Genomic DNA, 25658 nt, shown 5'->3' with positions numbered 1-25658 from the left:
GTCGTAGACCTCCAGGCCGGCCAGCACTGGGGTGACAGCGGTCGCGGCCTTCTCCGGTGTGAATGGCCGCCGCAGTGATCACTCGGGGTCAGAGGGGGAGGGTTATGCCGAGTTCCTGCATGGCAGTGGAGGGAGGGCCGCCTTCGGATCGCTCGGTCTTGTACCCCTTGACGCCGGCTCCGAGAGTGCGGGGGTCGACGGCTTCCGCGGGAGCGCCGGTGGCGTAGAGCCCTTCGGGCTGTGTGTCCCGGTCGTGAGGGAGGAGCCAGAAAACGCGGCGGCGGAAGGTGCCTGAAGAACGGGAAGCTTTGGCTTGGGGGCTAAGCAGGGCATACCCGATCATCCGTCCATCGCGGTGGTAGGGGGGCTTGCCGCGGCGGGTGGGCAGGCGGTCCAGGCTTTGGCGGACGTAGTCGAGGTCGGTGGTCTCTTCGAGCCAGACGAGTTCGATCTCGTGGCTGATCTCGTCCTCGGTGATCAGGGAGCTCATGTGGTCGCCTGCCTCTCCTGCTCGGGGAGCAGTCCGATGCCTGGGTAGTACTTGCGCTGGTTGGAGAGGATCATTTCCTTGGGGGATGCCAGGCCGGCGAGTTCGCGGGCTCGGGCGGCGAAGGCGCGTGAGGTCATGGCGGGGGCTCCTTCTTCCTGGCACCAGGTGCGGTAGGCGGTGTAGAGGCCTGTCTGCTCGGCCCGTAGTTCGGGGCCGAGGGTGCAGCATTCTTCGAAGAAGCGGCCGGTGTGGTCTTCGGTTTCGGCGTAGGCGGTGGTGGCGATGCGTACGCGTTCGGGTCCGGTGAGGTCTTTGTCGCCGGCGAGGTAGCGGCGGGCTCCGTCAATGAGCCAGCCGAGGATGCCGGGGCCTTCTTCGGTGACGAGGATGTCGGCGAGGTTGTCGATTTTGCGGTCGTCGGAGACGACCCGGGTGAAGGGGATCAGGCGCATGCGGCGCCAGAACGCGAATCCGCCGGTGCCGACCTCGGGTCGGTGGTTGCCCAGGAGCCAGAGTTTGTGGGTGGGCTGGAAGCTGAAGAAGTCCTGGCGCATCCGGCGGGCCTTGATGCGGTCACCGCCGGTCAGCAGCTTGACCCTCGCTTCGTCGAACTTGTCTCCGTGCTTGACCTCGGAGCAGACGATGACTCGTCGTCCGTGGAGCTCGGCCAGGTCGGTGGGGTGTCCTTCGTAGGGTCGTGCCATGAGGAAGCCGGGCGGGGCGGCGTCGGCGTAGTCGCCGAGGAGCTTCATGAGGACGTCGAGGAGGACTGACTTGCCGTTCTTTCCTGAGCCGAAGAGGAAGGGCAGGACTTGTCCTCCGACGTCGCCGGTGACGGAGTAGCCGAGAAGGAGTTGGAGGAACTCGATCATCTCGGTGCCTTCGGCGTCGTCGCCGAAGGTGTCGGTGAGGAAGCGGTTCCAGCGGGGAGTCGGGCTGGGTCGGGGCCCGACGGAGGTCGAGCGGGAGTGGAAGTCCTTGTTGGGGTCCGGGGTCTTCAGCAGGCCGGTGCGCAGGTCGACGATGCCGTCGGGGGTGCACAGGGCGTAGGCGTCGGCGTCGAGCCGTGCGGCATTGAGGACCATGCCCGGGGCTGATTTGGCCTGGGTGAGCATGGCGTTCATGCCGGTGGTGGACAGTGCTCGGCGGCGGTGCTGCTGGAGGGCCTGGGTGGTGTAGAGGCCGCGAGGGTCGCTGGAAGCGATGCTTTCTGCGAGGTCGCCAGCGGCCCAGACGACGGTGTCGTCCTCGTCGATCTGCCAGCGGGTGGTGTCCCACCTGTACCAGCCCATGCCGGGGACATGACGGTAGTCGTTGGCGTAGAGCTTGACGAACAGTTTGGCGTTGCCCCGGTCGGTGAGCGTGTCCGGCAGCAGCCCGTGCTGGGTCGCTTCCCCTGCGCTGGCAGTCGCGGGTGGTGCGAGGGCTTGGGCCGGCAGCGGCAGGGTGGCTTGTTCGCGGATCTGTGCGGCGACGAGTTGCGGGTCGAAGTGGAAGAGCATGTTGTCGTTGCCGGGTGATGTCATCGGACGCTCCCGGGGTACAGGGGGCGCTTGAGCCCGGCGGCCATGCCGCTGCGGATGATCTGTTCAGCCCGGTGGTTCTGGCCGGGGCGGGCGGCGGCCGCGGTCTGCAGGAGAAGGTCCTCGGCTTCCTGCTGGGAGAGGCGGCTTGCGGCGACGAGGCCGCCGAGGGTGTAGGCGGCGCGGTTGAGGACGTCGGAGAACCCTCCTCCCTCGGCGACTTGGCCGCATGCTTCGACCGGGGCGAGCACTGAGGCGAGGGTGTTGTGGGTGTGGTTGCGGCCGCCGCCCGCGGCGATGACGGCCTGCTGCGCTCGCGGGGGCACGGCACGGGGGGCAGGGACGTCCGAGGCAGGTAGGTGGCCGGTGCGTTCGAGTTCCTGGGCCAGCCAGTCAGGCAGGACTGCAGGACGGCGCACAGAGCCAAGCGGAGTGTAGGTCCCGGCGGCCGTGGTGGTGCCCGGCGCGACGATGTAGCCGCCGTTGGCCCGGACATCTACCTGCCAGGCCAGAGCACGCCCTGGGCTGGAGCCGCTGGAGCACTGCCAGGAGCGGCTGTCCCCCACCCGGTACCAGACGTGGAGCCCTCCGGAGGGTGTCCGCACGCGCAGGGTGCCGGCGTCGTCTGCCGGGCTGGGCATGTCCCGCAGGGCTGCGAGTACGGCGATGGTGTGGAAGCCGTTGGTGAGGCCGGCAAGGTTGACCTGGTCGCTGATGGGGATGCCCGGCAGGATCCTGTCGCGGCCAGGAGACTTCGTGGCGTGGGCGTCGATGTCGATGACGACCAGCCCTGCGGGGCCGCAGGCAACGCCGGTGCCGAACTGCGGGTTCTTGCCCCACCAGCGGTCGATTCGGCGCTGGTCCAGCGTCGCCGCGTGGAAACTGTGGCACCAGCGCCCCTCGGACGGGCAGGCGCATTCTGCACGGGAGTGGCCGGGTTGGCGGCACATTTCACAGTTTGCCGCGGGGGTCTTACGGCCGGGGGCCAAGGGGTGGACCGGCCAGCCCTGGCGGGCGCACCACCTTGCCGTAGCAAGTGGCACATCAGCGACGGAAGGAAGGAAGCCTTCGTCCCGTGAGTCGCTGGGGTAAATGCGCAGGTCAGCAGGCATCAACACCCCCTCAAAGCGACCGAAGCGACTGAACAACAAACGCACCTTAGAGCTCGTAACACGATCATGATCTGACCCTTTTGAGGCGTCTGAAGCAGATGAGGCTGCAGGCGAGGGAGACGAAGGCGTCGTGGAGTTCGGTGCGGCGTTCCCAACGGGCTGCGAGGCGTTTGAAGTGGTGGAGCAGGGCGAAGGTCTGCTCCACCACGTAGCGGAGCTTGCCCCGGCCCTTGATATTGGGTGATCCCTTGCGGGAGATGACAGGCAGGATCCGCCGGTGACGGAGCTCGTCGCGGTGTGCGTTGGAGTCGTAGCCCTTGTCACCGAGCAGGGCGTCGGGCCGTCGGCGGGGGCGGCCTGGACGGCCCGAGACGGGAGGGATCCCGTCGACCAGGGCGAGGGTCTGGGTGACGTCGTTGACGTTGGCCGCGGTCGTGATGACCTTGAGCGGGGTGCCGCGTCCGTCGCAGATCAGATGGTGTTTGCTGCCCGTTTTCCGCCGGTCGACCGGCGACGGACCGGTGTCGGCGCCCCCTTTTTCGCGCGAATGTGGGAACCCTCCACACACGCACGTGACCAGTCGAGTTCACCAGCCGCATTCAGCTCGGCGAGCGGGACCCGGTGCAGCCGGTCGAAGACTCCTGCCTTCTGCCACCGGTCCAGACGCCGCCAGCACGTCTGTCCCGAGCCGAACCCCAGCTCCAAGGGCAGAAGTTGCCAGGCTATGTCGTTGTAGAGGACGAACAGAATGCCCTGCAGGCAGAGCCGGTCCGACACCGGCCGCGGCCCCGGCGACCGATCCGGCCACGGCGGCAGCAACGGCTCGATCAACGCCCACAACTCATCGTCCACGATCCACGGTCGAGTACCCACACCCTCACGAACGGCCGAATCGTCGCACCGGTAACGCCCAACCAGGACACTTCAACAAGATCGTGTTACGAGCTCTGAGGGCCTGTAAGAGATTCCCTGCAAAAGTCTTGAATATCCTCCACTATTCGTTCTACTCCCCGGTGGCCCGTCACGAAAGATCGAGGGTAGTGGATGCTGACACTCGCCAGTCGATTATCCAATCCCGGGGTGCGTCAAATTCCCGGCGCTTCCTGCCACTTGACACACGCGGGACGCATCCCTCCAGAAAGAAGAAACTCCTTTACCGCCTCACGCACTAGAGGGAGTGGGATTTCTGCCATGGAAGGAAATTCCGTTGGATTCCCCGCGATGTGATAGACGACATCCCCACCTTGAGATTTCGAGGAATCAATTGAGATGTGGTTCTTGTCGTCAATGAAACTTACGATTCCGACCTGCCGCTTCCCGTTCACCCCAACCAAAAACTCATGGTCGGGAAATCCTGAAGGAAGCAGTTTGCGCTGCAGGCACTGAAGCGTGGCCATATTCTCGAATTCTTCTCCGAAGGCAAGAGATTCGATCAACGCATCGACATCCTCGGATGAGTAAATCATCGCGGGGTTATCTGCGTGTTGCTGCTTGTAGTAGGCCTGCACTTGAATCTTCGTCACTTTCCGCCTATCCGTTCCTGTACGTATGGGAAGTGTATCCGCCCTTCCTTATATGGGTGTACAGTCAGTTGCTTTTGCCGAAAATGGAAGTCTGATCACTCAATACGCGACTGGGGTTGCGCGAGGAGAGGGTGGAATCGTGCGCGCCCGATAGAGGGTCAGGAGCATGACCGATCCTCGATTCACGAAGCGGCCCACGGGCCGCAGTCAGGCGTCGCAACCCACGGTCGCCGCCGTCGGCGGTATCTGACGTGGTCTTCGCGTCCCTCGGGGCGTTTCGTGCGATTGGGGTCCGTCAGGAATTGAGAGAGGTACTCCGGTCTGGCCGCTGATCCGTAGCCCTTGCGGCGGGCCGAGTGTGGAGGGCGCGGGGCGGGGCGTCCGGTGTCTCAGAAGCGCGCTCAGGCTGTTGAGATCGCGCTTGCGGAGCTGTGTCGGGCCGGGGGCTACGAGCGGGGCCTGGCCGCGCGGTTGGCCCGCACGCACGGCGGTGGTGCGAGCACGTGGGAGCGGGCCGTCGCCGACGCACGGACCACGTACGCCGCCGAGCTCGGCGCGCACGACGGGGCGCAGCGGCCGGCCGTCCCGCCGGAGTAGGAACACAGAAGTGCCGCCACCTGGTCGCCGGTTGGTCGCGGGTCCGGAGCCCCTGCGACGGCCAGACAGCGGGACAGGCCAGGTAGAAGAGGGGAAGTCCGAGCACGCACCGCCGGAAGGATGGGGTTTGACCTGCGGTTGTGCGAGGAGCGGCGCGCGGCGGCTGTAACAGGTGTTGTCGCACCTGCTGTCACAGGCGGTGTCACGCCGCATCCAGGGCTCCCTGGGAGCGGGGCGGCACCATGTGGTGCCGCCGGGAGGCTCCGGGCCTGCGTCAAGGGAAACGCGGCAGGGTGCTGAGGGGGATGCCAAGCATCGAGCGTTAACGCGCTACAGAAGATCACGCAGGGGACGATGCGATGGCTATGCGTGGGCTTAAAGGGTTTCTCGCACCCCATCCGCTAGCCAAAAAATTCCGATGATTAAAACAAATATGCCACCGGCCCTGAGCGTGTTCACTGTGGCCGCCCCGACGTTCACGAAGTCGGAGACTCGCACGAAGATTCTCCCTGTCACATTCCAAAAGTTTCCGTGATGGGTTGTAACAGGGGTGTTGGCGTCGAAGCCAAAGAACGGCTATCGGTACAGAGAACTCCCCAGGGCAGCAAAAGTATTCGGCTGAGCTCGGTGCAGGCCTCGAAGTCAATGCAGGTAAGAACCCCTATACCTGGGCCAGCGAAAAGGTAGTAACGGAAACGAGGGGGGCGGGTTCGGATGCTAACAATCCTTGGCGGTGTCATAATTCTGTTTTTCGGAATCTCACTTCTGGGAACCTTTAAATTCCCGATGTCGTCTGCATTGCTACTGAGAGCCGACGCGCCAATACTAAAGGCCGTCAAGGTCGCGTTGGCAGAGCTGCGCCGGGCCGGGGGCTACCAACGCGGCATGGCCGCGCGGTTGGCCCGCACACACGGCGGCCGTTGTGTCGGTCTTTGAGGGTCACCTCAAGAAGCCGAAGAGGCCGTTCCTCCTGGCCTCTTCCCGGCCTTCCTCCTCCTCGGCGGCCCGGGCCGCGGTATCCGCCTGCTCGCGTCTTCTGGTGCGGGTGCAGTCGCTGCAGTCAGTGCCGGTGGGCCGGGGCTCCCAGTCGTTGGGCAAGACTTCGCGGCCGCAGGTCGGGCACGGCCACGCCGCCGCCTTCTGCCGGCGCTCGGCCTCTTCCTCCTCCTGGCGCTCGCGTTTCTCCTGAGCGTGGTGCTCGAGGCGGCGTTGCTCTTCGCGTGCGTGGTAGGGGCGGTAGTCGTCGGGGTTGGCGAGGGCGTGCTCAAGGCTTTCGAAGGCGGGCTGTCCCAGGGTGTCGAGGGCAGGCTGTCCGATGGTGTCGGGGGCGGGGTGTCCGAAGCGCCACCAGACGGGGCCGTGGGGTCCGCGCTGCTGGAGGCGGGTCAGGGTGGTGGCCAGGACGGGGATGGTGCGGGCGTAGTCCCGGTAGCCGTCCCTGGAGGCCCCGTCATAGCTGCTACAGCCGTGCGAACTCACCGCGAAAACTCACTGCCGCAGGTCAGCGGCCTGCCAGCGGTCAGTTGACGACCTGGACCTCGTGGACGGCGGCAGTGAACTCCGTGGTCCTGGTCTCGGTGAAGGTCCCGCCATCGTTGAGGGCGGGCGCGGTCCAGGTGACGGTCCAGGCTGCGGTCGCGGTCCCCTTGAACCGTCCGCCCGGCTGTTCGTAGGAGGGACGCTCGTACAGGTGCCCGCAGTCCGGCGACGTGGTCACCTCCTGCGACTTCCTGTACGGGGTGCCGGGCCCGTGGCAGATGACGGTCGCGCCGTCACCCATCGCCCACCGCACCCTCGTTACCTTCGCGGTGGCGGTGACGGTGACACCGCCGGCCGTGGCCGTAGCGGTCGCCGGCCCGAACGTCGAAGGGGACGAGGTCGCCCACATCCACATCGGCATCCCCACCACATACGTCCCCGCGGCCCGGGGACTGGCCACCTTCGGCCCGTCCAGGCGCATCGGCGCAGCCGCCCGCCGCGCGACCAGTGGCGCACTCTTCGAGGTGTGACGTAGAGCAACTGATCGGCTGCTTCTGTCGTCCATAAAAGGCATGACGTCTGCAAGCCCGTCTCTGACTCCTCCCGAATGGCCGCATTGCGGTGACGGCTCCACGCCGGAGGACCCTGTCGGCTGCCGCGGCATCCATGTCTCGGGCCGCAGCCGGTGCCTGGCTCATCTGGCCTCGGCATGCACCTTCCCCCTCAGTCCCAACACCACAGCCCTGCTGCAGCCCTGCGTGCAGGCTAATTGACAGAACTCCCCGCCACAGAACCCACAGCCCCACTCCACCCCCGGAGAGCAGCCTGGGGCAGGCACCTGACGGCCCACGGGGTTGCCATCTGGCGCGTCTTTTGCCCCGCGGTCGCGGTCCAGTCGCGGAAATCGGTGGAGAGGGGATCTGCGGCCTTGGACGGGCGTGTGTTACATCGCTGCCGGGGCCGGGCGTTCCGTGCACAGCACGAGAGGCCCGGCCCTGGAGCTCTGCGGCCTTGCAAGGGGCTACGGGGTGATCTGGTTGAGGAGCCAGGCGGTGATAGCGCGGACAGCGCCAGAGACGGTTCCGGTGAGGGCGGCGCAGGCCAGGGCCAGACGCTCGGGGCGTGTCATGGGTGTTCGGGACATGGGACCTCCACTGAATGTGTAGCGAGTGGGCGGTCGCCCGGCTCGATGACCACGATCGAGGCGGGTTGAAGATCATCTCCCGGTTGCGACGTGGCATCAGGTGGGCTCGGTGTATCGGCTGTTCAGGCCGACTCGGGGCCAGGGTCGGGGCAGGATGGTGCGATGAGTCGCGACAAGGAAGGCGGTCCGGCCCGGCGGCCGCGTGTGCTGGCGAGGGCGCGGGTCGGCTGGCCCCGGCCGCTGCGGGAGCTCAAGGATCTGGTGTACAAGGTGTACCTCGCGGCGGGGACACCGAGCTTGGACGAGATAGCCGAGGCCATCCGCAAGGGCGACCTGGTGGGATCGCCGAGCCGGGACACCGTCCGGCGCTGCATCAGCGACCCGTCCCTACCGCCCAGCCAGGCCGACATCGTCTCCATCGCTGCGGTGCTGGCCCGCCTTGCCCGGTGGGACGGGCAGGACATGACTGCGCGGGTGCGCGGACTGTGGGTCGAGGCACGGATGGCTACGGGGGTGGGGCGGCCTGTCGGCGAGTTCGAGGACGACCTTGTCCTGACCGATCTGGAGGTCCACCCGGCCCTCGATGTCGACGGTGCCCGCGGCCGGCTCGGAGTGCTGCCGGCTTATGTCCCTCGTGAGTTCGACCGGCAGGTGCAGTCGGTGGTTGAGGCCGCTGAGGCTGGACGCAGCGGCCTCGTCGCTCTGGTCGGGGATTCGTCGACAGGCAAGACCCGCGCTCTATGGGAAGCGGTGCGGAGCCTGCCGGAGCCCTGGCGGCTCTGGCATCCACTCGCCCCCACCCGACCGGATGCGGTCCTGGCCGAACTGGCCGACGTGGCCCCGCACACGGTGATCTGGCTGAACGAGGCCCAGTTCTACCTTGCTCCGGAGCCGCTGGGTGAGCAGGTGGCCGCGGGTCTGCGGGAGCTGCTGCGCGATCCGGCGCGGGGCCCGGTGCTGGTGATGGCGACCCTGTGGCCCGGGGAATGGCAGACGCTCACCACACGCACCGACCCGGACCGGCACACACAGGCCAGGGAGCTGCTGGGCGGGCACAGGATCGATGTGCCGGAGACGTTCACGCCGGACGACCTGGTGACGCTGGCCGCGACGGCCGGGGCTGATCCACGGCTCAGGGAGGCGGCCGAACGCGCGCAGGACCGCCAGGTCGCACAGTACCTGGCCGGCGTGCTCGCCCTGATGAACCGCTATCACGCGGCTCGGGGCGTCACCCGGGCTCTGGTCCACGCGGCCATGGACGCCCGTCGTCTCGGTGCCGGCCCGCACATCCCCCTGGCCTGGCTTGTCGAGGCGGCGCCCGGTTACCTCACCGAGACCGAATGGAACGCCACCGATAGGGACTGGCTCGCCCAGGCCATCGATTACGTCACCCAGGACTGCACCGGCATCCCCGGCATCCTCACCCCCGTCGAAACCACCACGCCACGCAACCAGCGAAAGCGCCGCCCGGCCGGCGGAGTCGAGCCGGCCGGGCGGCATGCCCGGGACACGTACGGGCCGCAGTACCAGCTGGCCGACTACCTCGACCAGTACGGCCGCCGCCACCGCGCCGACCAGATCCCGCCCATCGACTTCTGGACCACAGCCGCCAGCCACGCCCACCCCGCCGACCTCTACACCCTCGGCAACGCCGCGTGGGACCGAGGCCTTTACCGCGACTCGACCCAACTCCACAAACACGCCACCACCCACGGCAACGGCAACCCTTACGCCGCCAGCCAACTCATCCACCACCTTCGCACTCTGCACCCCAAGGACCCCCGTCCCGCCGAATGGGCCAGCACCCACGCTGCCCTCGACGACCCAGACGGGGTGAGCAGTCTGCTGAATGCGCTGCGGGAGATCGGGGCGGAAGAGCAGCTCGGTGCGCTGCTGGCCCGAGACCCCGCCACGCACGTAACCCTCGACAACCCAGCCGCGGTGGCCGGCCTGCTGGCCGAGCTGCAGGAGGTCGGGGCGGAAGAGCAGATCGGTGCGCTGCTGGCCCAAGGTCCTGCAACGCACGTCGTCATTGACAACCCGCTCGCGTTGGCTAGTCTGCTGCACGAGCTGCGGGCAGTCGGGGCGGAGGAGCAGATTGATGCGCTGCTTGCCCAAGATCCCGCTGCGCACGTCGCCCTCAACGACCATCAGCCCGTGGGCATTCTATTTAGTGAGCTGCAGGAAATCGGGGCGGAAGAGCAGCTTGGTGCTTTGGCGTCTCGTGCCGCCGCACACGTCGCCCTCGACAACCCGTACACAGTGATCGACCTGCTGCTATCGCTGCGGGGGATCGGGGCGGAAGAGCAGCTCGGTGCGCTGCTGGCTCGAGACCTCGCCACGCACATCCCCCTCGACGACCCAGCCGAAGTGGGCAACCTGCTGTACAGGCTGCAGGAGATCGGGGCGGTAGAGCAGTTCATGGCTCTGGCGCCCCGTGCCGCCGCAGACGTCGCCCTCGACGACCCAATTGGAGTGGCCATTCTGCTGGACAGGCTGCGGCAGATCGGGGCGGTAGAGCAGTTCATGGCTCTGGCGTCCCGTGCCGCCGCAGACGTCGCCCTCGACGACCCAATTGGAGTGGCCATTCTGCTGGACAGGCTGCGGGATTCCGGGACGGTAGAGCAGTTCGGTGCGCTGCTGGCCCGAGACCCCGCCACGCACGTAACCCTCGACAACCCGCACGCGGTGGCCATTCTGCTGGACAGGCTGCGGGAGATCGGGGCTGGAGAGCAGTTCGGTGCGCTGCTGGCCCGAGACCCCGCCACGCACGTAACCCTCGACAACCCGCACGCGGTGGCCTTCCTGCTTTTCCGGCTGCGGGAGCTCGGGGAGGAGGAACAGTTCGGTGCGCTGCTGGCCCGAGACCCCGCCACGCACGTAACCCTCGACAACCCGCACGCGGTGGCCGACCTGCTGTACATGCTGCGGGATTCCGGGGCGGTAGAGCAGTTCGACGCTCTACTGGCCCAAAACCCTGCCATGCACGTAACCCTCGGGCACCCAGCCGCAGTGACCGACCTGCTGGACAGGCTGCGGGAGATCGGGGCGGAGGAACAGCTTGGCGTGCTGGTTGGTCGGCTCCCTGCGGCAGGGTGCTTTGATCAGTTCAGGGAGTTCTGCGAAGGTCCGGGACGGTTCCGCTTCGGCCGGGAGCCAGAGGGAAGTGCCGCAGCATCGTGGACATGGGAGGACTTGGAGTGACCTTCTCGTGGCACACCCTATTGAGCTGAGGTCCCTGCGGTAGGCCAGCGCAGGGACAATGCCCTGGACCCGTGCAGGGCACTTGTGACTAGCCGCTCCCACAACAGCCGGTCAACCTCGTGACAGGCGGAAGACAGCAGCCACTTGGCCACCTCATAGCAGCGAGCCTGCCCGCAACCAACCCCATGACCAGGCACCCAGCGCCCTGTCCCGCTGACACCCACGTAATGCCACCAACGCGCCCACTCACACCTTCCCCAGAGTGTCCGGGCGGCTGCAGTCCTCCAAAGCGCGATGCGGGCACCCTGGCGGCATGGTGGTGTCAGTGGCGGGTCGTAGGGTCTCGGGGAGTTGGTGGTGGCGGGGTCGTCGGGGGAGGCGGGCGTGGGGCGGGTTCGGCCTGAGTATCCGTACGGGGTGGTCAACAGCTGGAAGCTGGGGCTCATCGTGCTGGGGGCGCTCGCGGTGCCTGTGCTGGACAACCTGACGGGCGGGGGGATGCGGGTCCAGGACGTATCCGCCGCGCTGACGCTGGGGCTGCTGCTCGCCCTGCCCGTCGAGTTCGCCGCCCGCACCGCCTTCCGACGCCGCGTGCGGCGGTACGAGGAGGAAGCCGGGCGCCTGCGTGCGGAGGCGGAGCGGCTCCGCGACCGGCAGCGGAGCCTGGAAGCGGAGCTGCGGCGGCAGAAGGAGCTACTGCAACTCGCGTTGACCCGGGAGGCGGAAGCCCAGCGCTTGCTGCGCCAGAGAGAGCAGTTGGCCCACCGGAAGGCGTGGGAGGCCGGGCTCGAACGCAGCCGCAGTGCCCGGAAGGTAACGTTCAGCCCCGACGTCCGGGTTATAGACGGGGCTTCGCCGGCTGGGTTCGAGGAGATGGTGCGACGGCTGCTGGAGCGGGACGGCCTGCAGGCCAAGGTCGTCGGCGGCCGCGGCGACCAGGCAGTGGACGTGCTCGCGGTCGACGCCGCCAAACGCACCCTCGCGGTGCAGTGCAAGCACACAACCCGGGGACGCAGGGTCGGCTCGGAGGTCCTGTATCGGATCAACGGAACGGCCGGGCCCGTGTACGAGGCCGCGCAGTCAATGGTCGTGACGAACGGGTTCTTCACCCGCGACGCAGCCGCCTGGGGAAAGCGGCACGGGATCCTGCTGATCGACCGAAAGGCCCTCCTCGCGTGGGCGCAGGACGCCGACCACGTCTGCCGGGTCGTCGCCCTCACACCGCCGTACTGAGCACGAACAGCTACCGCGCTGGGCATACAGCCCACCCAGGCCCCGCCCTCCCACCCTGGAATCGACGCGCACAAGCGAGGCCCGAGCAAAGCGCAACAGGTATTTCGAAGGGGCCTGGCGGCCCTCACACAATCGGCAGAGCGGGAGGGCGCAAACCGATTAGTGCCCAGGTGCCACAGCGCCGCAGTCGACGGTGAGGCGGAGCCGGTGCCCGTGAAGCTCGGCGTATCGAGCTCTAACACCAAGGCGCGACAAGCTCGACGCCGGCAGCGTACCGCCCTTGGGGCTGGGCGTGGACCGGGTGTCGGCAACCGCAGAATCCGATCGAGGGGTGTTGGGTTCAGCTACACACAGCTACGCTGCCAGCTCTGTGCGCAAGGGGGGTTCATGCGGTTTGAGCAGCGGATGTATGCACACGTCAAGTTCCTCGAGTTGATGGCGGAGCTCTACGAGAACGAGTTCGAGGACTTCTTCCATCGGCTGATGTGTTTGCGCTATCCAGACTTCCTCGACGTGCGCACGGCTGGCAGTCTGGGTGACAGGTCGGCCGATGGCCTCAGCCTGCATTCGCGAAAGCTGTACGCCTGCTACGCACCCCAGACGGTGAAGCTGGACAAGATCCGCAAGAAGTTCGACGGGGACCTCTCAGGGGCGATCGCCAAGCGAAACGGCGAATTCGACACCTTTGTCTTCGTGCACAACGACAGGCGGGGTGTGCATCCGGAGGTGACGTCTCTGCTGGCAAGCGCGCGGGACAGCATGCCTTCGCTGCGATTCGAGCAGATGGGCACCCGGCGGCTGTGGCGCGAGTGCATGCAGCTTGATCAGATGGAGACCGAGGACGTCCTCCGCTGCGAGATCCCCATCAAGGACACGACTTTCGGCATCGGGATGGAGGACCTGGCACCATTGCTGAAGCAGCTGCAGGACATCCGCGCCGAGTCCAACCCTCTGATGTCCCTGCCTGACGTGCCGGTGGAGAAGTTGGACTTCAACCGGATCGAAGGAGCGGACCGGGAGGACCTCCTCCGCGGCATGCGACAGAGCTACCTGGTAGACGCGTTCTACGCCGGAAGCCAGAGCGAGCTGGAGCACGACGAGGTCGCAGAGGGCTTCCGCCTGCACTACCAGCAAGTGCGCCGCGACTACAGCGACGCCGACGACGTTCTTTGGCAGCTCAAGATGTACTTCCTGGGGAACGCCCAGCCGCGACCGAAGGTGCTGCGCGCCGCCCTTGTAGTCCTGGCGCATTTCTTCGAACGATGCGACATCTTCGAGACGCCGCCCGCCGGCTGGCAACCAGGCATCGGACTGACCGCATGATCACTCCGACGAAAGGAATCGCTCCTGACCGCTGCCTGCTCGCTGTCGGCGCGCAGGTTCTCCTCCAGCTCGATGAACCGCGGACCGTCAGTCAGACGTGGGCAAGGCTGAAGAGCTGGCGCGCTGATCAAGCCCATACCTCACCGGTATCGTTCGAGTGGTTCGTTCTGGCCCTGGACATCCTCTTCGCCATGGGTGCGGTGGAGCTGGTCCAAGACGTTCTCGTCGCAAGGAGTACGGATGCTGCGCCGTCTGAGCGCTGACGACGCACGGTTCAAAACGGTGGAGTTCTCACCAGGACTGAACCTGCTGGTCGCGGACACCACCACGTCGTCGGCTGAAACCGACAGCCGTAACAGCGCCGGCAAGTCCAGCGTGATCGAACTCATCCACTTCCTTCTGGGGGCCAAATCCTCCGGGTCGCTGGCCACGAACAGGGCGCTGCGCCACATCACCTTCAGCCTCGCTATGGACTGGCCGTGGCAGGACGATCCGCTTGAGGTACGACGGCGCGGAGGCAATCCCAAGGTCGTGTCGCTGAGCCGGGACGTGTCCGGCGTGCCGGCCGACACGCTCTTCACGGACCGCCAGGACGTAGAGCTGTCCGTGGAGCAGTGGAATCGCGTCATCGAGAGGGACCTCTTCGGGCTGGATGGCGACCACCCCGGGGTGAGTGGTCGCACGCTCCTGTCGTTCCTCATCCGCCGGGTCTCCGCTCACGGCTTCAACGAGCCGACCCGGACGTTCTCCCGACAGGCCGCCGCCGAGGCATCGTCAAACCTGTCCTACCTCCTCGGGCTGGATTGGCAACTGGTCAACGGGTACCGCGAGCTCAATGCCCGCAAGGCGACCAGGGACCAGCTGAGGAAGGCCGTCAACGATCCCGTATGGGGACGGATCGTCGGGTCCACGGCCGATCTGCGAGGCCAAATCACTCTCGCCGAGGCGCAGGTCGAACGGCTGCAGACGCAGGTTGCCGCCTTCCAGGTGGTCCCCGAGTACGAGCGACTCAAGGAGCGCGCAGACCAGGTGAGCCATCGGATCAAGCAGCTCGCCCAGGACGACGTGATCGACCAGCACAACCTCGAAGAGCTCCGGGGCGCGGTCACTGAGACCACCGACGTCGAGGTGTCCTACCTCGAGCCGGCCTACCGCGAGCTCGGGGTCATCCTCAACGACCAGGTCCGGCGTCGCTTCGACGACGTCAAGGCGTTCCACCACTCCGTCGTACGCAACCGGCGCAGGTTCCTGGAGGAAGAGATCCAGGAACTCACCGACCGCCTGGCCGCCCGGCGTCAGGAACGTGCCGACCTGGGCGAAAACCAGGCCCTCCTCCTGCGCGAGCTGGCGGACGGTGGAGCGCTGGAAGCACTGACCGCCCTGCAGACAGCCCTGGGACGGGAAGAGGCCGCTCTCGGTGCTCTTCGCCACCGCTTCGACGCAGCGCAAGCCCTAGAAACCAGCGCCCGCCAGATCACCGCCAAGAGCGTCGAACTGCAACAGGCCGTCGATCTCGACCTCCGAGAGCGCCGACAACAGACAGACGAAGCGATCCTGCTGTTCTCCCGGTACGCCCAGCGCCTCTACGGCGAAGGCCGCGAAGCCTACCTCGCCATCGAGGCCGGCCGGACCAGCCTCAGCATCACGCCCCGCATCGACGCCGACGACAGCCGCGGCATCAACAACATGGTCATCTTCTGCTTCGACCTCACCCTGGCCGTCCTCGCACACCGCCATGAGCGCGGCCCTGACTTCCTCATCCACGACAGCCACCTCTACGACGGCGTCGACGAACGCCAGGTCGCACGAGCCCTCGCGCTCGCAGCCGAAGTGACGGAGCAAGAGCAAATGCAGTACATCGTCACCCTCAACACCGACACCCTCAGCACCGCGGCCCAGCGCGGATTCAACCCCGAACCCCACATCCGCAGTCCCCGCCTCACCGACGACGAGGAAGGCGGCCTCTTCGGCTTCCGCTTCAAAGCCACAGGCAAGGCATAGCGAGCAGCCCGCCCCGACCGCGATAGCCGCCGGGAGTTTCTTGGCCGCCTCATGACCTGATGTCGTCTTGCGTCGTCACTTCCTCGAAGAAGGTGCGCAGAGGCTCGTCGATGGCTCGCTCACAGCTGCGGCAGTCGGCTGCGGCGTCGAGACGTGGTGCGAGGTCTTCGGTGTCATGGGGGGTGAGGATGAGCCAGCGCAGCACAACCTGCCGCACGATCAGCCTCAGCGCACGTAGCTCAGTTTGTCTTTCGCTTTCCTCCTGCTCTTTGAGCAGGTCTCCGTGCACGTACAAGGACCGCGCGTTGTACGCGTCCCGTACTGCCTTCGTGACGAGTTCGCGCAGCGCTGGGGGGAACAGGGCGGCCGTGCGAGTCTGCATCTTCTTGCTAATGCCGTCGTGCTTGTCGTTGGGGCTGGCTATCAGGGCTTCCAGGGCTATGACGTAGTCCAGGTGCAGCTCGTCTATCTCTTGCTCCCATACTTCGTTGTCGCTGGTGGTGCGCTGGTAGGCCTGCAGCAGGTGTCGGGCGGCTCGTTCAAGCCGTCGGGCACGTTTCCTGGGCAGCTTGCGGCCGCTGGTTGCGCCAGCCATGACGGCATCGATCCTGGCTGTTATTGCGGAGCAGAAAGCCTGCATCCGCGGCAGATCGGCCGGGGCGAGGTAGAAGCTTCCCGTCTTGCGGGCTTCGAATTCGACTGGAGTTCCGTGGCGGCTCGCAACGGTGTCGATGGTGGTCGGGATGTCGTTTCGGTTCAGTTCGAAGTACCGGCCGCGCTCGACTCTGAACACGGCATCGATGTGCAACAGGTCCTCGCTCCACAGGATGAGGGGAAGCAGAGCTCTCCAGTGGCGGGCTTCCGGCCGAGGACCGGCGGTCTCGAACCAGTGGGTCCCTCTGCGGTCCGGCGTACGGTCAGGGTTCGGGGCATGGACGAAGGGCGCACCGCTTAGAAGATCGAGGTCGAGCCCGCCCGGCTGCAAGCCGTGGAGCGCGGGCATGGGGCCCAGCTGCTTCAGTTCGTCGGTGGTGAAGGTCTGCAGGGTGTGCTGGCCCAGCGGAACTCGTGCGCTTTCAGGGAGATCGCCGGTCAGCAGCAGCCAGTCCTCGACGCCCGATGCCGACGCCGTACAGAAGGCAACGAAACTGTCCGCGACCTCTTCCACCGGTACCGCCGCCCCTTGAGCGATCAGACGGGTCGCGTCGCCCAGCCCGGATGCACCGAGGATTACGGGCCATCTGGGCAGCCAGTCACCAGTGAGCTTTCCGTACAGGTCACGGTGCTCCGATATCGGCGCCGCCATGACCACGGCGTTGCTCAGGTCATCCCACTCCGACCGCGCTGCAAGCGCTGCGTCGGTGACAGCCTGGGGAATGGAGGGCAGATGACGTGCTTGCTCAAGCCAGGCGAGGGCGGCTTGACGTAGCTGGGAGGTGTCTTCCATGCGACACGAAACTAGCGCACCCCGCAGCCGGCTCCTGGACATATCGCAGCACGTCGACCAGCTGGCCGCACTCTCGACGCTGAGCGTGGACGATGCGGGCCGGTGAGGCCGCAGCCGTACGGCATTGGCTTGATCCGCCAGTATGCGGGGACACTAACGTCGCCTTGGGGATGTCACGGTTCCGAACTTTGACGGTAGGCCGGGTGCCGCTGAGAGAGCGAGGGACTCAGGTGCCGAGCTGACAGGAGCGCCAACGGCGCCCGGCGCGGCTGATCAGGCCAGGGTCTTCCAGCCGAGCGAGTTGGTAGGCGACCGAGCTGCTACTGGACAGGCCGACCCGTTCTCCGATCTGGCGGATCGAGGGGCCCTCGCCGTGATCCGCGATCCAGTTTTTTGATCACCTGCAGAATCTGGACCTGTCGATCGGTCGGGGCTTCGGTTCTCATGCCGCCCTCGCTGCACGACGGTCGCCGCGGGCCTGGCGGCGCAGCTCGGTCCGGTCTGCTGGCCTGCCGGTCCGTCGGGTGTTCCAGAAGGGGTGCCACCAGATGCGGGCGGACAGGAGGAGCAGATGGCGGCGCAGTGTGGTGTTGCCGTGCTGGTGGGGTGCCGCGAGGGCGTCGTACGTGGCGTTGAGGTCGCGCTGGGCCTGGACCAGGTCGGTGGGGAAGTTGGGGGCGTCCATTCCCGCATTAGATCGTGTGTTCGATTTTTTTGTCACGTCTGGACACGCGTGTCCGTGCTCGCTGCCCGATCAACCGCACGACCCTACCGGCAGACACCGAACATGACGGGCCCTGCAACGCACGGCCCTGCACAGGCTCCACGCACCTTCATCCAGGGCATCGGCGCAGGTCAGGGGTGAAATGTGCAGGAGCGTTTCACCAGTGGCGCTCCACTGCCACGCGCTGATGTTGCACCTGTATGGGCTGCGCAGCGGGCAGGGACTCTTCGTGGTGAAGGCGCACCGATTCCTGTCCTGGTGGCCCCTGTGTCGCACCAGACTGGTCGCATGACACAGGCACCGAGGGTGTACGGCAGCGAGCGTGATGACCTGGAGCCTGGGCCACAGCCCGGCCGCGACTACCGCGAGCTGACCGGTGGGCCGCTGGACGGACAGCTGATCGAGGTGACCGGCTGGACTGAAGAGGAGATCACCACCGGCGCGTTCTTGATCACCCCTCATAGCGCATACGGACCGGGCGGGCGGGCCTCATACGGGCCCACCTTCAGCCGTCCTGGCGGTCCGTGGGTATGGGAGGGCGACACGCCCTGATCGGGCTGAGGGCGCGGCAGACTGACCAGTTGCGGTCTCCAGGCGGTCCAAGCGTTCGTAGAGGGCACGAACAAGCCGCGCACGGCTCTGGGCGCAGCGGACGGCGCCCTCGATCATCGTGGACAGTCGGCCTTCTGCCTCGCGCAGTACAACGGCGCCACTCCATGTACATCGAGTCGACCGCGCGGGCGGTGGCGATGAGCCGGAGGCAGCCCGGCGTGCTGGGCGTGGGTACCGGGTTCGGTTCAGCTGGAGCCGAAGCCGAATAACGCTCGACAGCGCTGGAGACGCGGTGGGCGGCGTGGCGGTGGGCGGCGGCATCAATCCTCTGTTGGACGCAGTGGCCAGGAGGACATGTTTCATGCTCGGGTGAGAATTCTCCGGCGCGCGCCAAGACTCCTCGTCCGTCGAGCGTGCGGCCCGGCAACGAGCCGCACGGTAACCGATGGTCCTTCGGTCCGGCGCAGGGCTAGGATCGACAAATCAGCGCGCGGGGGCGCCACTTGACAACATCGCGACCACCGGCCGGTCGCGGGCGGGGCCGGCTGATCGCCGGTCGTGGGGTGCGTATGTGCTCTTCGCGCACCATAGCGACTGGGGGCAGCATGGTAAGGCGCACGGGCGGGCGGGAACACCTCCGGAGGGTGTCCGAGCGTCGCCGGCCGGCTTCTTCCGGACCGGAGGATCAGAGAACCTCGGCCCGCACGGTCCTCATGGCCGCGGTCCTGACCGGGGTGTCCGCCGTTGTCGTCAGCCTCATCACCGGCCTGGGCTCGTCGCTGCAGGGGCTGGTCACCGACACCCTGTTCGGTGAGGACAAGCCCGCCGCGACGGCCCGGCCGGTGTCGAAGGCCTCGTCGGCCGTCACCGTGGCGGTACTACCCGGGGACAGCAGCGCGTTCCTGGTCTCGGGGCAGCGGGTCAGCCCCGCGGATCGCGCGGTGCTCACAGGACCGTACGATCAGGCAGCGCTGGACCGTCTGTTCCTGAAGATCGGCGCGGTCTCCCTGATCAAGACCGCCTATAAGTTGTCCGTGACCAACACATCGTCCTCACCCATCACCGTGGTGGACATCGTCCCCGTGATCACGCGGCGTACCCCGGCGCTCGGCACCACGATGATCGAGCCGCTGGGAGGCGTGGCCGAGGACACAATCCCGGCGGAGCTGGACCTCGGCAAGCGGGACCCCCGGTTCACCCAGGAGGGGAAGCCCTACTTCACCGGGAAGTCACAGGTACTCAAACCGGGCGACGGCTTCGTCATGGCCGTGGAGTCGAAGCTCCTCAACAAGGAGTACGTCGAATACCACCTTCGGGTCGACTACATCGACGGCAAGGGGAAGAAGCAGTCCCTCCAGGTGAACGAGGACCCCGATATCGTCCACCCTGTGTTCCGTGTCTCGGGACCCATCAGCGACAACGCCGAGTACACCGAACACTGGAAGCCCGCCACGTCCGGCAGAGCCTGGACACTGACCGCAGGCCCGTGACAACGGGGCGGCGCGACGCGGTTCGCCACCTGGTGTCTGAGTGGCTGGCCTACGAGTCGGCCGTGCCGGCGTACGCGATCGTGAGGACGGTCATCGTCGCTGTGTCGTGGCCGAGGAGGATCACCGCGGTGACGTGGCCCTGGGCAACGGTGCGGATGATGCCGTCGTCCTGCCCATAGGGCTCCGAGTACGCGAGCGGGTCCTGCTGAGCGTCGACCAAGGCGAGCGCGAGGTCCCGCCGGGCGAGCTCGGGGAGCTGCTTGTAGGTGTCGAAGACGTCGGTAGGGAAGTTGAGCCGGTAGGTCACGCCGCTCCCCGGCCGCGGTCGTCCCGGTTGCCCTGGCGCGGCTCGGCGTCCCTGAGAACGTCGGCGGTGACGTCCCTGGTCTCCAGGTCGTCAGGGAGAACACCGCGCACCTTTATGTGGGCGCGGGCGGCCTCGATGCGGGGCCGGGCTGATTCGAGCTGCTCGGCGGCCGAGGCCCATCCGTCGAGGACGGCAGGCAGGTCCTCGATCGGGGTGAGGTTGACGTCCTGGAGCAGCTGTTGCCGGGACGCCGAGTGGGGCAGCGCAACGTGCAGTCGGTCCACGGTCCAGTCCTCGTGCGCCATGTGCCCCTCCTGCAGTCGTGCTTAGAGTGCCAGAGTAGCGCCAAGGGGAGCGTCGCGGAGGCGCTCGTTCGTGCTGACGCGTGGGCGTCGTGGCGCGGCAGTGGTCTCTCTCGCTACGGTCAGCGGATGACTTTCGATGATGAGCCCGTCGCCGACTTACGACTGGGCGAAGCACCGGCGAGCGTGATCGTCAGCGCACTGCGCTGGGACATCCTGAACGAGTGGGTCCGTTACCTGAACGATGACAAGTACCCGGACAAGACGGCCGAGATGTCGTACGTCTGGGGCTTCATCAACCGGGACTTTGGCGGCGACGCGCTGCGGTGCCTGTGGAGCAAGCACGAGACCGCGTACCCACTGTTCGCCGAGACGGTGTGGTTGCTGCACCGCGAGTTCAGCGAGGGCGCCGGGCCAGAACGTCACCCCCTGTTCGCCGACCTTCCGCCGATCCCTTCCGACATCCTCTTCCGGAAGATAGCGAACTCGTCAACGGTGGCATTCCGGAAGCTGACCGAGCCCCAGATGATCGAGATCCTCCGCAAGGCCCCGAACGACTACGCGACGATGCAGTAGGGACGGCCCCGAGGAGCGACGGCTCGGCCCGGGTTCGCCCGATGGGCGGGCCGTCGACAACTGAATGCACCACGGATCCAGAGCCGCCACGACCGACGATGTGGATCGCTGCTGGCAGTCCTTCCTCCGCCGCTTCGATCTTGAGCACACGTTTCGCCTGCTCAATCAGACACTCGGGTGGACCAAACCCCGGCTCCGCAGCTTGGAAGCGGCCGACCGATGGACGTGGTTGGTGGTCGCGGCCTACGCCCAGCTTCGGCTTTCCCGCCCGCTGGCCACCGACCTCCGACGGCCCTGGGAGAAGTCGGCCTCGCCGAACAGACTCACGCCCGCCCGCGTCCGCAGAGGGTTCAGAAACCTGCGCGCGAAGACCGGCTCTCCAGCCGGTGCACCGAAACCCTCCCGCCCCGGCCCTGGCCGCCCCTTAGGCTCGAAGAACCACCGCCCTGCCACCCGTCACGATGTGGGCCGGGTCCTCGCGACCGGCCAGACATACAGCCGCCCTACACACCACAAGGCCAGCACCAAACCCCGTCGTGGGAGCGGCACTGACACGCTGGCAGTGCTCCGTAGTCTGCTCTGACACGGGACAGCGTGATCTTTGGCGGGAGACCCTGATGACAGGTGGCAGCAGATCCAGCACGGCCATCGGCGGCGGCCATATCGGACTGGTCGTCACGATCATTGCCCTGGCCGTCATTGCCAGTTTCTCGGGCCCTCGCTGGACTTTGATCATCGCGGGGTGCTTTGCCGCCTGGTTCGTCATTGCGCCGACCATCATCCGCATCAGGGGTGGACGGGGCGGAGAAGCCGTTCGACGCGCTTACGTCGCCACTTTCGGCTGGGGCGACTACGTCACCCCCTGATGGGGTTAAACGACAAGCTCAGCTGGTTGTCGACGTCGTCCGGGCAAGGTCCACCTCTCCGGCCTCCACCAGCGCTCGGCGTAGCTGCTCGGTGGCTGCCGGGTGTTCGGGGGCGGGTTGGGTATCGGCGGCCAAGAGCAGGGTGCGGGCGTGCGCGCGGACCTCGATGTCGTGCCAGGGGGCGAGGGCGGATCGGGTGAGCAGGTGCGCGGCCAGGAGCAGGGCGTCGTTATCGCGCGGGTGGGCGGCGGCCCGTTCTGCGATGTCACCGGCGCGGGTCTGGGCCGGGGTATGGGCGGCGCTGCGGCGGGCCAGCGGCAGCCACACCGTGTCGTCGAGGGCGGTGTCGGCGAAGTCGCCGGCGGCGGCGAGCGCCCCGGGCGGCAGGTCGGCGTCCAGCGCCGCGGTCCACCACCGTGCTGCCGCTGCCAGGGCGCGGTGGGCGGCCGGGTCCGGCGGAGTGTCGCCGGACCCGGTCCGGTGCGGAGTGCGTGCGGCGAGCGCGGCCAGGAGCCGGGATGCCGCAGGCGAGCCGTCAGGTGCGGCGGCCAGCTCCGTCCAGGCGGCCCGTGGGTCGCCCAGAACGTCGTCGGCGTCGCCGGTGCGGATAAGCAGGGCGTGGGCGAGGTGCCGGTCGGCGCCGGGCAGGTTCGCGCGTACAGCGTCAAGGAGTGGGCTGGGGCCCAGGGCGGTGAGCAGCAGCGGGTCGTATCCGCCCCAGCGCAGCCACGCGGCAGCCGGGGTGGGCCGGCCCGGCGTGAGGACGTACAGGCTGGGATGGGCATCGGTGAACTCGGCTGCATGGCGGTGCAGGAACGGCAGGGCCACCCCGATGGCGGTGGTGAGCGCCTCCTCGCCGCCGCGCGCGGTCAGGGCTCGGACCACCAGGTCGAGGACGTCGTTGGGAACTGCGGCGCCGGTACGGACTTGGGCGGCGGCGTACTCCAGCAGGCAGCCCAGCGCGCGCACCGCCGGGTCCGAGCCGGGCAGGTCTCCGGTCGGCTCGGGCACCGCGCTCTCGTCGTCCGGACCGGCAGCGTCGGCGAGCACGATGCTGTCCGGGCCTGGGCCGGGCGCGGGTGGCGGAACGGCGGGAATGGTGAGCGGGGTGGCAAGGGCGTGCAGATGTTCCAGGGCGGGGGTGAGGTCCTCGGCGAGGTCGGTGCCGGTGCGCCACACCAGGGTCAGCAGGTCGAACAGCGCCTGGTCGGCGAACAGGAGGACGGTGGGGTTCGGTTGGCTGGGGACGGGGGCGGGCAGGGTGCGGCGCAGGTCGAGGGCGGCCCGTGCTGCCGGGGCCGGCCCGGCCGGAAGGGCGCCGGGGCGGTGGGCGGGGTTCGCGGTGGCGGCGAGGTAGAACGCGCCGAGCTCCGCCCGGTCCAGGGCGGTGAGCACGGCGGGGACGTCGGCACTCCAGGCGGCCGGATCGGCCTCGACGAGGCGGTGCAGCACGATTGCGTACCCGTCGGCTCCGGCGTCCTCGGCGGCGGCCAGTGCGGCGGCGGCTTCGAGCGGGCCGTCTGCGGCGGCCCGCTCCAGCAAGTCCTCCTCGACGAGGGTGACGGTGCGGCGCAGCGGCACCAGGTGATCGGCGGCGCGCGGGTCTGGGGGCCCGGCCGGGCGCAGGCGGCGCACCGCGGCGAGCAGCGGGCCGAACCCGTCCAGCAACGGTGCGGTGAGCACCGGGGACCAGTCCCACACCCGCAGCCAGGACGCGAGCGGCTCCACCGTTCCGTCGATCTGGGTGGTTCCGGCGGGCAGGGCTTGCTCCACCTCGGCGGCTGCGGGTGTGGGGCCGAGCGCCGCCCGGGCCCGCCGCTGAAGGCTTTCGGCGCGCTCGGGCGGGCAGGTGGTGAGGACCAGGTCGGCCAGTCGGGCGCCCTCCGGAGTGGGGCGGCCGGTCAGCAGCCGCTCCGTGGTCTCCAGCGCCAGATCCCACCACTTCCCCGTTTCCCCTCCCGCCGTTTCGGCGAGGGCAAGGGCGGGGGTGCCCGGGTCCGAAGCGGTGTACGGGTCCGGGGTGTGGGGCGGGTGGGCGGCCAGGTGTGCGGCAAGGAGGCGGGCGTGCAGGTGCGCGTCGGCCTGTTCGATCCGTGGCCATGCCCGCAGCCGCTCGGCGAGCGGGAGGCCTGCCGCGGCGTCCGCTGCGGCGAGGTCGAGAATGGTGCGAGCCAAGCGCGGGCCAATGAAGGCCGCAGAGTCGCCGAGGCGGACCTCGTCGAGGTCGACGTCGAAGACCAGCTCCCGGGCTGCGGATGAGGTCGCCTCGACGTCGCGGCGCAGCAGCCCCGCCACCGCGCCGCGTACGGCGCGCGCCCACCGGAACGCGCTGCCCTCCCCACCAGGGGTGGGGTGGACAGTCGTCACCAACTGGTGCAGCAGGCCCGCGACGTCGCGGGCGGGCAGGCGGTCGGCGTTCTGCCGGGCGATCGCCTCCTCCATCTCCAGATCGGCCAGGGCCGCGGCGCGCTCGGCACCGGGCACCGACGCGGGGCCGGCCTCCGTGGCTTCCTGGGCGGCGTGCGCGCGCTCCAGCACCGCCTGCAGGGCCAGGTGGCCGGTGTGCTCGGCGTCCACAGCATCCGTCAGCAGCATTTCGGCCACCACCACCCAGTCCCCGTCGCGGGCCGCCACCGGGAGGGTGCGCGCCCAGCGGGCCGCGAGCCGGCGCGCGAACCCGCCCTGCCCCGACGGCGCCCCGGGCAGTACCGGGGCGGTGATGTGCGGGAGCAGCGAGCGGATACCGGCCGGGGTGAGGGCGTCGGCCAGGGCCAGGCGCAGCAGCGCGTCCAGTGCGCCCGGGCCTTCGGCGGCGAGCTGTTCGGCGTGGGCGGCCAGCCAGGGTCGGGCGGTGTCCGGGGCGGTGGTGTTCAGGTGCTCGAGGAACGGGGCGGCCGGCCAGGTGCCGTTCTCCTCGTCGGCGAGCAGCAGGTGCCCGGCGTGCTCGTCCAGCACGCCCAGCCAGGCCGGGGACGGGCCGGAGCGGAAGAAGAACGCCTCCGCCCGCGGGTCTGTCCACCGGGCCAGCTCCGCCGCGTCGTCCGGGCCGGGGTCGGTGAGGGCAGTGAGCTCCAGGACCCGATCGGCGCGGCCGGGCAGCGGCACAAGCAACTCGCGTGCTGCGTGCAGGAGTTCGGTGTACAGGTAGGTGGGTCGGTCCTTCTCGGCACCGGCGCCGTGCAGGGTGCCCGATGCTTTCGAGTACAGGGCCCCCCACGTGTCCAGTGCCTTGTCCTGCGCGGCACCGAGCCGCAGACCCATCAGCCGCTCGGCAATTCCCCGCGCCTGACGGCGCTTCTGGCCGCCGGGGCTCTGGATCTCGCTGCGCAGCACCTCGGCCGCCTCCGCGACCAGCTCCCAGGCTCGGCTTCCAGCCGGGGCTTGGTGCCCAGGGGGACCCGTACGCCCGGCGGGTGGCGGGCCGAAGGCATCCACCGCCGCCAGCAGGTCTTTCGCCGCCGACTTCAGGCCGGGCGGGTTCTTCGGGGCACCAGGCAGTTTCAGCAGCGCCTCGGCCGCGCTGCGCACGCACGCCTCCACGATCTCCCCCGGCCGCTCCAGCCTGTCGGCCCCCGACAGGATCCGGTGCGCGTCCCGCAGCAGCCCCAGCGCTCGGACACCGCCCTCGCCCTGCGCCCGGAGCGCGGCGGCCAGGACCTCATCCACCACCGGCAGGTCCAGTCCGGGCCGTACGCCGCCGCCCGGGGGCATCTCCATGTTCACCGGTGCACCGTAGAACGAACGACCCGGCGCCCGGAGGCGAAC

The 25658-nt window shown here is 68.0% G+C and carries 25 protein-coding genes and 2 pseudogenes; 12 read left to right on the top strand and 15 right to left on the bottom strand.

Annotated elements, in window-relative coordinates; all coding sequences use genetic code 11:
• Window positions 1–88: 88 nt before the first annotated feature.
• From P8A20_RS38320 to P8A20_RS38300, 5 genes are all read right to left on the bottom strand, one after another.
• A complete protein-coding gene (locus P8A20_RS38320; protein ID WP_200695352.1) occupies window positions 89–490 on the bottom strand; it encodes a DUF6009 family protein in 402 nt (133 codons plus the stop codon).
• Window positions 487–2016 carry a DNA primase family protein gene (locus tag P8A20_RS38315; RefSeq protein ID WP_306105435.1) on the bottom strand — a complete coding sequence of 510 codons (1530 nt, stop codon included), beginning with the start codon at window positions 2014–2016 and terminating at the stop codon, window positions 487–489. Before P8A20_RS38315 ends, P8A20_RS38320 begins: the two co-directional genes overlap by 4 nt.
• Window positions 2013–3125: a bifunctional DNA primase/polymerase gene (locus tag P8A20_RS38310; RefSeq protein WP_306105434.1), complete on the bottom strand. Its 1113-nt coding sequence runs from the start codon at window positions 3123–3125 to the stop codon at window positions 2013–2015. The genes P8A20_RS38315 and P8A20_RS38310 overlap by 4 nt, the downstream gene beginning before the upstream one ends.
• A 64-nt stretch (window positions 3126–3189) precedes the next feature.
• A protein-coding gene (locus P8A20_RS38305) for an IS5 family transposase (RefSeq protein WP_306105433.1) occupies window positions 3190–3998 on the bottom strand; the annotation gives its coding sequence in 2 pieces (ribosomal slippage) (window positions 3190–3678 and window positions 3681–3998; 807 coding nt in all).
• A 212-nt stretch (window positions 3999–4210) separates the two neighbouring features.
• Window positions 4211–4648: an Imm1 family immunity protein gene (locus P8A20_RS38300; protein WP_306105432.1), complete on the bottom strand. Its 438-nt coding sequence runs from the start codon at window positions 4646–4648 to the stop codon at window positions 4211–4213.
• Window positions 4649–5032: 384 nt separating this feature from the next.
• Here P8A20_RS38300 and P8A20_RS38295 point away from each other — a divergent pair, with 384 nt between their 5' ends.
• Window positions 5033–5245 (top strand): hypothetical protein, encoded by a 213-nt coding sequence (locus P8A20_RS38295; protein ID WP_306105431.1) that lies wholly within the window; start codon window positions 5033–5035, stop codon window positions 5243–5245.
• 939 nt (window positions 5246–6184) lie between these two features.
• Here the strand turns inward: P8A20_RS38295 and P8A20_RS38290 are convergent.
• Window positions 6185–6724, bottom strand: coding sequence for a hypothetical protein (locus tag P8A20_RS38290; RefSeq protein ID WP_306105430.1), 540 nt, complete (start codon window positions 6722–6724; stop codon window positions 6185–6187).
• A gap of 40 nt (window positions 6725–6764) precedes the next feature.
• Complete coding sequence (locus P8A20_RS38285) at window positions 6765–6962, bottom strand: hypothetical protein (RefSeq protein WP_306105429.1); 198 nt, start codon at window positions 6960–6962, stop codon at window positions 6765–6767.
• Here P8A20_RS38285 and P8A20_RS38280 point away from each other — a divergent pair.
• On the top strand, window positions 6955–7254 hold the full coding sequence (locus P8A20_RS38280; protein ID WP_306105428.1) for a hypothetical protein: 300 nt from the start codon (window positions 6955–6957) through the stop codon (window positions 7252–7254). The two genes, P8A20_RS38285 and P8A20_RS38280, sit on opposite strands and share 8 nt — an antisense overlap.
• A gap of 491 nt (window positions 7255–7745) precedes the next feature.
• On the opposite strand, the gene P8A20_RS38275 is transcribed toward P8A20_RS38280, so the two are convergent.
• A complete protein-coding gene (locus P8A20_RS38275; RefSeq protein WP_268208585.1) occupies window positions 7746–7868 on the bottom strand; it encodes a hypothetical protein in 123 nt (40 codons plus the stop codon).
• Between the two features lie 162 nt (window positions 7869–8030).
• On the opposite strand from P8A20_RS38275, the gene P8A20_RS38270 reads away from it, so the two are divergent.
• The 5 genes from P8A20_RS38270 to P8A20_RS38245 all read left to right on the top strand — a co-directional run bounded on the left by P8A20_RS38270 (window position 8031) and on the right by P8A20_RS38245 (window position 15629).
• On the top strand, window positions 8031–11072 hold the full coding sequence (locus tag P8A20_RS38270) for a hypothetical protein (RefSeq protein ID WP_306105427.1): 3042 nt from the start codon (window positions 8031–8033) through the stop codon (window positions 11070–11072).
• 384 nt (window positions 11073–11456) lie between these two features.
• Window positions 11457–12305 carry a restriction endonuclease gene (locus tag P8A20_RS38265; protein ID WP_306105426.1) on the top strand — a complete coding sequence of 283 codons (849 nt, stop codon included), beginning with the start codon at window positions 11457–11459 and terminating at the stop codon, window positions 12303–12305.
• A gap of 387 nt (window positions 12306–12692) precedes the next feature.
• Window positions 12693–13628, top strand: a complete 936-nt coding sequence (locus P8A20_RS38255; RefSeq protein ID WP_112489457.1) for an ABC-three component system protein — start codon at window positions 12693–12695, stop codon at window positions 13626–13628.
• The gene (locus P8A20_RS38250) at window positions 13625–13891 is read left to right on the top strand and encodes an ABC-three component system middle component 6 (RefSeq protein ID WP_037872348.1); all 267 of its coding nucleotides are present in this window, start codon (window positions 13625–13627) and stop codon (window positions 13889–13891) included. The genes P8A20_RS38255 and P8A20_RS38250 overlap by 4 nt, the downstream gene beginning before the upstream one ends.
• Window positions 13869–15629, top strand: coding sequence for an ABC-three component system protein (locus P8A20_RS38245; protein ID WP_306105425.1), 1761 nt, complete (start codon window positions 13869–13871; stop codon window positions 15627–15629). The genes P8A20_RS38250 and P8A20_RS38245 overlap by 23 nt, the downstream gene beginning before the upstream one ends.
• Before the next feature lie 49 nt (window positions 15630–15678).
• On the opposite strand, the gene P8A20_RS38240 is transcribed toward P8A20_RS38245, so the two are convergent.
• From P8A20_RS38240 to P8A20_RS38230, 3 genes are all read right to left on the bottom strand, one after another.
• Window positions 15679–17076 (bottom strand): HEPN domain-containing protein, encoded by a 1398-nt coding sequence (locus P8A20_RS38240; protein ID WP_306105424.1) that lies wholly within the window; start codon window positions 17074–17076, stop codon window positions 15679–15681.
• 226 nt (window positions 17077–17302) lie between these two features.
• Window positions 17303–17461 carry a LexA family protein gene (locus P8A20_RS38235; protein WP_306105474.1) on the bottom strand — a complete coding sequence of 53 codons (159 nt, stop codon included), beginning with the start codon at window positions 17459–17461 and terminating at the stop codon, window positions 17303–17305.
• A gap of 57 nt (window positions 17462–17518) precedes the next feature.
• A complete protein-coding gene (locus tag P8A20_RS38230; protein ID WP_097243039.1) occupies window positions 17519–17761 on the bottom strand; it encodes a DUF8825 domain-containing protein in 243 nt (80 codons plus the stop codon).
• Between the two features lie 327 nt (window positions 17762–18088).
• Between P8A20_RS38230 and P8A20_RS38225 the strand changes: the two genes are divergently transcribed.
• The gene (locus P8A20_RS38225) at window positions 18089–18352 is read left to right on the top strand and encodes a hypothetical protein (RefSeq protein ID WP_097243040.1); all 264 of its coding nucleotides are present in this window, start codon (window positions 18089–18091) and stop codon (window positions 18350–18352) included.
• 15 nt (window positions 18353–18367) lie between these two features.
• On the opposite strand, the pseudogene P8A20_RS38900 reads toward P8A20_RS38225, so the two are convergent.
• A pseudogene (locus P8A20_RS38900) lies at window positions 18368–18505 on the bottom strand (restriction endonuclease); the annotation flags it as partial.
• Window positions 18506–19065: 560 nt separating this feature from the next.
• Here P8A20_RS38900 and P8A20_RS38215 point away from each other — a divergent pair.
• On the top strand, window positions 19066–19842 hold the full coding sequence (locus P8A20_RS38215; RefSeq protein WP_306105423.1) for a hypothetical protein: 777 nt from the start codon (window positions 19066–19068) through the stop codon (window positions 19840–19842).
• 49 nt (window positions 19843–19891) lie between these two features.
• On the opposite strand, the gene P8A20_RS38210 is transcribed toward P8A20_RS38215, so the two are convergent.
• On the bottom strand, window positions 19892–20149 hold the full coding sequence (locus P8A20_RS38210; RefSeq protein ID WP_306105422.1) for a hypothetical protein: 258 nt from the start codon (window positions 20147–20149) through the stop codon (window positions 19892–19894).
• Complete coding sequence (locus P8A20_RS38205) at window positions 20146–20454, bottom strand: hypothetical protein (RefSeq protein ID WP_306105421.1); 309 nt, start codon at window positions 20452–20454, stop codon at window positions 20146–20148. Before P8A20_RS38205 ends, P8A20_RS38210 begins: the two co-directional genes overlap by 4 nt.
• Window positions 20455–20580: 126 nt before the next feature.
• Between P8A20_RS38205 and P8A20_RS38200 the strand changes: the two genes are divergently transcribed.
• From P8A20_RS38200 to P8A20_RS38190, 3 genes and pseudogenes are all read left to right on the top strand, one after another.
• Complete coding sequence (locus tag P8A20_RS38200; RefSeq protein WP_306105420.1) at window positions 20581–21027, top strand: hypothetical protein; 447 nt, start codon at window positions 20581–20583, stop codon at window positions 21025–21027.
• An 85-nt stretch (window positions 21028–21112) separates the two neighbouring features.
• Window positions 21113–21610 (top strand): annotated as a pseudogene (locus P8A20_RS38195) (NF041680 family putative transposase); the annotation flags it as partial.
• A 34-nt stretch (window positions 21611–21644) separates the two neighbouring features.
• Window positions 21645–21893 (top strand): hypothetical protein, encoded by a 249-nt coding sequence (locus P8A20_RS38190; protein WP_097243044.1) that lies wholly within the window; start codon window positions 21645–21647, stop codon window positions 21891–21893.
• An 18-nt stretch (window positions 21894–21911) separates the two neighbouring features.
• On the opposite strand, the gene P8A20_RS38185 is transcribed toward P8A20_RS38190, so the two are convergent.
• Entirely contained in the window at window positions 21912–25610 is a 3699-nt protein-coding gene (locus P8A20_RS38185; RefSeq protein ID WP_306105473.1) for a hypothetical protein, read from the bottom strand.
• Window positions 25611–25658: the final 48 nt, after the last annotated feature.

The organism is Streptomyces sp. Alt3 (assembly GCF_030719215.1).
Taxonomy (GTDB): domain Bacteria; phylum Actinomycetota; class Actinomycetes; order Streptomycetales; family Streptomycetaceae; genus Streptomyces; species Streptomyces glycanivorans.
The sequence above is the reverse complement of the archived record's forward strand: the minus strand, read 5'-3'. Positions and strand labels throughout refer to the sequence as shown.

Coding starts and splice junctions, on each gene's coding strand:
- P8A20_RS38320 (WP_200695352.1), bottom strand. CDS start 490: ATGAGCTCCCTGATCACCGAGGACGAGATCAGCCACGAGATCGAACTC.
- P8A20_RS38315 (WP_306105435.1), bottom strand. CDS start 2,016: ATGACATCACCCGGCAACGACAACATGCTCTTCCACTTCGACCCGCAA.
- P8A20_RS38310 (WP_306105434.1), bottom strand. CDS start 3,125: ATGCCTGCTGACCTGCGCATTTACCCCAGCGACTCACGGGACGAAGGC.
- P8A20_RS38275 (WP_268208585.1), bottom strand. CDS start 7,868: ATGTCCCGAACACCCATGACACGCCCCGAGCGTCTGGCCCTGGCCTGC.
- P8A20_RS38270 (WP_306105427.1), top strand. CDS start 8,031: ATGAGTCGCGACAAGGAAGGCGGTCCGGCCCGGCGGCCGCGTGTGCTG.
- P8A20_RS38255 (WP_112489457.1), top strand. CDS start 12,693: ATGCGGTTTGAGCAGCGGATGTATGCACACGTCAAGTTCCTCGAGTTG.
- P8A20_RS38250 (WP_037872348.1), top strand. CDS start 13,625: ATGATCACTCCGACGAAAGGAATCGCTCCTGACCGCTGCCTGCTCGCT.
- P8A20_RS38245 (WP_306105425.1), top strand. CDS start 13,869: ATGCTGCGCCGTCTGAGCGCTGACGACGCACGGTTCAAAACGGTGGAG.
- P8A20_RS38240 (WP_306105424.1), bottom strand. CDS start 17,076: ATGGAAGACACCTCCCAGCTACGTCAAGCCGCCCTCGCCTGGCTTGAG.
- P8A20_RS38230 (WP_097243039.1), bottom strand. CDS start 17,761: ATGGACGCCCCCAACTTCCCCACCGACCTGGTCCAGGCCCAGCGCGAC.
- P8A20_RS38225 (WP_097243040.1), top strand. CDS start 18,089: ATGACACAGGCACCGAGGGTGTACGGCAGCGAGCGTGATGACCTGGAG.
- P8A20_RS38215 (WP_306105423.1), top strand. CDS start 19,066: ATGGCCGCGGTCCTGACCGGGGTGTCCGCCGTTGTCGTCAGCCTCATC.
- P8A20_RS38205 (WP_306105421.1), bottom strand. CDS start 20,454: ATGGCGCACGAGGACTGGACCGTGGACCGACTGCACGTTGCGCTGCCC.
- P8A20_RS38200 (WP_306105420.1), top strand. CDS start 20,581: ATGACTTTCGATGATGAGCCCGTCGCCGACTTACGACTGGGCGAAGCA.
- P8A20_RS38190 (WP_097243044.1), top strand. CDS start 21,645: ATGACAGGTGGCAGCAGATCCAGCACGGCCATCGGCGGCGGCCATATC.
- P8A20_RS38185 (WP_306105473.1), bottom strand. CDS start 25,610: ATGGAGATGCCCCCGGGCGGCGGCGTACGGCCCGGACTGGACCTGCCG.